The sequence below is a fragment of the Butyrivibrio sp. genome (assembly GCF_024699075.1).
On record NZ_JAILQF010000339.1, the window covers coordinates 1 to 3,048 of the forward strand.

Genomic DNA, 3,048 nt, shown 5'->3' on the forward strand with positions numbered 1-3,048 from the left:
AAAGACAAAATAGCAGTTAGTAGCTATCGGTCCAAGTGTCGCAGAACCTACTTTTATGTTTGAATTCATATTATGCAATAATCCTATTATACTGGAGACTTATTATATGCAAACCAGTGCCTCTTAGCCTGTGCTTCTCTCGATATCGATAACGCTGTCAATCTGTCTTATCTTGTCTATTACAGTTACAAGTTCTTCGCGGCTTGATACCTGGAATGAAGTATCCATGGTTGCAAGGCCCTGCTTACTTGTCCTTGTATTAAGCGAAAGAATACTGATATTATTCTCTGTCAGAACTCTTGATACATCGGCAAGAAGGCCTCTTCTGTCATTAGCAAATATCTTGATATCCGCTGTATATTTCTCGGAACCGATGATTCCGTCATTCTCCCAGCGGGCTTCAATAAGTCTGCTCTTATCTTCCATAGTCATCTCTGCAACATTGACACAGTCACGTCTATGAATAGATACACCTCTTCCTCTTGTAACAAAGCCTACAATATCATCCCCGGGAACAGGATTACAACATCTTGAAAATCTTACTGCAACATCATGAACACCCTTAACTATAATAGCATTGCCGCTACCATTGATACGGGCAGGTGCATTGGAGATATTGGCAGCTGCAATAACTTCTTCATCAGTAAGATCCTTCTTGTGATCCTTCTCGTATAACTCGCAAAGCTTATTGACTATACCGCCTTCTTTAAGCGCACCAAGGCCAACTGCTGCAAGTACTGCATCCCAGTCATGGAAGCCGTATTTATGAACTATGATATTGATATACTCAGCCTTTGTGATATCAGAAAGCTCTATACCCTTAGTCTTACAGTAATCAGCTATAAGTTCCTTACCATGGTTGACATTCTCCTCTTTCTGCTGAGAACGGAACCACTGATTGATCTTGTTCTTAGTGGATGTGGACTTGGCAATTGCAAGCCAGTCACGAGATGGTCCCTTGGAATTCTGAGAAGTAAGTATCTCAATTCTGTCACCATTCTGGATCACATAATCAATAGGAACCAGCTTACCATTGACCTTTGCACCAATCATCTTATTACCTATAGCAGAATGAACGCTATAAGCAAAGTCTATAGGTGTAGATCCATTCTGAAGATTCTTGACTTCACCATGAGGAGTGAAGCAATAAACATCTTCTGAAAAAAGATTCAGGTCGCTCTTTAAAAGGTTCATGAACTCTCTGTTGTCGCTCATGTCCCTTTGCCACTCAAGAATCTGACGAAGCCATACAAGCTTCTCCTCTTCCTGGGTTTCTATCTTCTTACCATCAGAAGCTTCTTTATATTTCCAGTGAGCAGCAATACCGTATTCAGCCGCTCTGTGCATGTCATAGGTTCTTATCTGTATTTCAAAAGGTGCACCGTTTGGTCCTATCAGAGTTGTATGAAGTGACTGATACATATTGACCTTGGGCATTGCAATATAATCCTTGAATCGTCCGGGAATAGGCTTATACATCTCATGGATTATACCAAGAGCTGCATAACAGTCTTTGACTGATTCAACGATAATTCTGACTGCAAACAGATCATAGATCTGATCAAGGGTCTTGCCCTGGTTGTGCATCTTTTTGTAAATACTGAAGAAGTGCTTTACTCTTCCGTTAACTTCGCCTTTTATACCAGCCTCAGCAATTGCTGCCTCTACATCCTTGGCTATCTTTTCAACGTAAGCTTCACGTTCTTCTTTTTTCTCAGAAACCTTTTCTTTAAGGTCTTTGTATATTTCAGGTTTTAAATATTTGAGTGACAGGTCATCAAGTTCAACCTTGATCTTACTGATACCAAGACGTCCCGCAATAGGTGAATAGATATCAAGGGTTTCCTGGGCTATCCTATGCTGCTTCTCAGGAGGCATATGAGTAAGTGTTCTCATATTGTGAAGTCTGTCGGCAAGCTTAATAAGGATGACACGGATATCCTTTGCCATCGCAAGAAACATCTTTCTAAGATTCTCAGCCTGCATTTCAAGCTGCTCAGCGGTCTTGTCTTTATAGTCAGCAGGAAGCTGAAGACTCTGCAGCTTGGTAACACCATCTACCAAAAGTGCTACATCAGATCCGAATTCCTCATCTATCTCATCTTTGGTGAGAATGGTATCTTCAACGACATCATGCAAAAGCCCTGCAGCGATTGTCTCCTTATCAAGCTCAAGATCAGCAAGGATTATCGACACGCAAAGCGGATGTATAATGTAAGGCTCGCCGGATTTGCGGAGCTGATCCTTGTGTGCTTCGCGCGCAATATTGTAAGCCTTCTCGATCATAGTAATATCATCAGATGGATGATATTTCTGAACTCTGGCGATAAGGCCTTCATAGAGTCTCTCCGGTGGCTGAAACTCTTCTATTGATTCAATTTTCCCGTCATCAAATCTTTGTTCTAACATTTTCCCTCTTGCTTATATCCATTAGTATTTTTTTAGAAAATGCCTATAAAGTCAAACTTGCGAATTGCTTCGCAAGTTGCCTTTTAAATCAACTTATTTACCTTCGTAAACAACAGCTGAATCAAGTCTGTATCCTGCTATCTTCTCTCTACCCTTAAGTCCTGCAAGTTCCATCATTACAAGAACACCTGCAACTTCTCCGCCAAGAGACTCTACAAGCTTGATCATAGCTTCTGTTGTTCCACCTGTAGCAATAAGGTCATCTACGATAAGGACCTTCTGGCCAGGCTTTACAGAATCCTTGTGCATCTCAAGTGTTGCTTTACCATACTCAAGATCATAATCAACTGATACTGTCTCTGCAGGAAGTTTGCCCTTCTTACGGATAAGTACGAATGGTTTGTGAAGATTATATGCAATTGGAGTTCCGAAAATGAATCCTCTAGACTCTGCTCCTACTACTACATCAAAATCAAGGTCTTTAACAAGATCCTGCATAGTATCGATGGCAAGCTTAAGTCCATCGGGATCCTGCATTACTGTAGTAATATCCCTGAACATGATTCCTTCTTCAGGGAAGTTAGGTATTGTGCGTACATAGTCTTTTAATTCTTTCATTATTCCTCTTTTCCATAATCA

General features: G+C 40.8%; 2 protein-coding genes. Both read right to left on the reverse strand.

Annotated elements, in window-relative coordinates; translation table 11 throughout:
• Positions 1 to 123: 123 nt before the first annotated feature.
• Positions 124 to 2,409, reverse strand: a complete 2,286-nt coding sequence (locus K6G87_RS13640) for a RelA/SpoT family protein (protein ID WP_296838396.1) — start codon at positions 2,407 to 2,409, stop codon at positions 124 to 126.
• 93 nt (positions 2,410 to 2,502) lie between these two features.
• Entirely contained in the window at positions 2,503 to 3,027 is a 525-nt protein-coding gene (locus tag K6G87_RS13645; protein WP_296838398.1) for an adenine phosphoribosyltransferase, read from the reverse strand.
• Positions 3,028 to 3,048: the final 21 nt, after the last annotated feature.

Bases quoted from the DNA above. Each gene is read 5' to 3' on its own strand.
- K6G87_RS13645 (WP_296838398.1), bottom strand. From the start codon at position 3,027: ATGAAAGAATTAAAAGACTATGTACGCACAATACCTAACTTCCCTGAA.
- K6G87_RS13640 (WP_296838396.1), bottom strand. From the start codon at position 2,409: ATGTTAGAACAAAGATTTGATGACGGGAAAATTGAATCAATAGAAGAG.